At 48.3% G+C, this 1,502-nt stretch carries 1 pseudogene; it reads right to left on the bottom strand.

Going from position 1 to position 1,502, the window contains the following annotated elements:
* A pseudogene (locus NW857_RS12890) lies at window positions 1–1,445 on the bottom strand (FkbM family methyltransferase); the annotation flags it as partial.
* Window positions 1,446–1,502 lie beyond the last annotated feature (57 nt).

The raw sequence follows: 1,502 nt of genomic DNA on the forward strand, positions 1-1,502 counted from the left end.
TCTTTGATTTGCTTTTTAATTCGGTTGAGTTGCTCCGGATTGTTGCCCAGTTGGATCCCACGTTGGATAAACTCTTCGACCGACCAGGTGATGCAGTCTTCTAGACCGATATTTTTCAGCAGACTGTAGCTCATGCGGCCATAGTAATGGCGGCCTACCAGGGTAAGAACCGGCACACCCACATAAAGGGCTTCCATGGTGTGGGTTGCACCTGTGTAAGGGAAAGTATCTAGAACTAAGTCAACTAAACCCAGTTGGCCACGATGCTCTTCCACACTCCCAGCTTTGGCCAGAAAGCGGACACGGTCTAAGACGCCTAGCTCTTTAGACTTCTCTTGGTAGCGTCTAACCACTGTGGCAATTTCCCCTGAGCCTTTGACAATGAGAATTCCGTTGGGAATGGCTTTTAGAATTTGCAAATGAGCATTGATACAGTCGTCAGTTCGCTTGTAGGCATTGGCCGCAGTAAGGAGAACAACATCTCTTGGGCCTATTCTTAACTTACTTTCGAAGTCCACCTCATCGGCCGGGATAACGTCCAGATGGTCAACTGCACAATAGCTTGGTAGGCGGATAATTTCTTCGTGGTAATCAGCCTGCGCATCTTCGGGAAGAATATAAGGATCAGCAAAGAAGTAATCAAACTCGGGCAAGCCGACAGCATCTCCCCCTAGCCAGCCAATTTGGACAGGGGCAGCCCGCAGAGCTGCTAAGATATTGGCGTCGTGGCTGGTGATGGAGTCCATGAAAACCATGATATCGATATGATCCTCGCGAGCTTGGGCAGCCACTTGAGGAGCACTAACTCCTTCAGAGAAGAAGCGAAAATGAAGGCTCTCCTGGGATCGAAACTTCCGATACATGTTGTCGCGGCTGGCCATTTCCTCAGTTTTCCAGCCCTGGTAGTAGTAGTAACAAATGTCCAACACATCACGGGATAAGTTTCTCAAAATGGCTTCGCTGAGGAAGCCTACTGAGTGTCGCTGGAAACAGCTGCCCAGGAAACCAACTCGAAGTTTACGGCTTTCTCCACTGACTGTTTGATAATCTTGCTGATTTCTTTTCCAATACTCTGACCACAGGAAATCACGCTGAGAAGCCATGAGGCTGAGGCAATCGTTAAAAATCCTGCCAGCAAGCTGCTGGTAACGACGAATTAGAGATCGATCATCTGTTAGATAGCTCCAACAAAAGCAGACTCGAAAGAGAATAGCTTTGGCGACAGTTAAGCTCTCAAGCATATTTTCTTCATTTACTTTTAGAGACTCTAGGTCAATATAACTTGAGGTGAGTAAATCCATAATTTTCTGAATGGCAAAGCTCACCCTGTCTGGCCGAGCAGCGTGGATCAGCTTTTCCAAAGATTCTGAGAGAAGAGATAGGCACAGCGAGAAGTTCTCCTCTGCCTGGGGGCTTGCGGCTGCCGCAAGAAGCGCTTCTCCCAAGATGGAATAAGCGTCGCTAGTAGAGTCTCCGAAGAGGGCACGAGCTGCCCTCTGAAA

This window comes from Synechococcus sp. H55.9 (assembly GCF_047462355.1).
GTDB lineage: Bacteria > Cyanobacteriota > Cyanobacteriia > Thermostichales > Thermostichaceae > Thermostichus.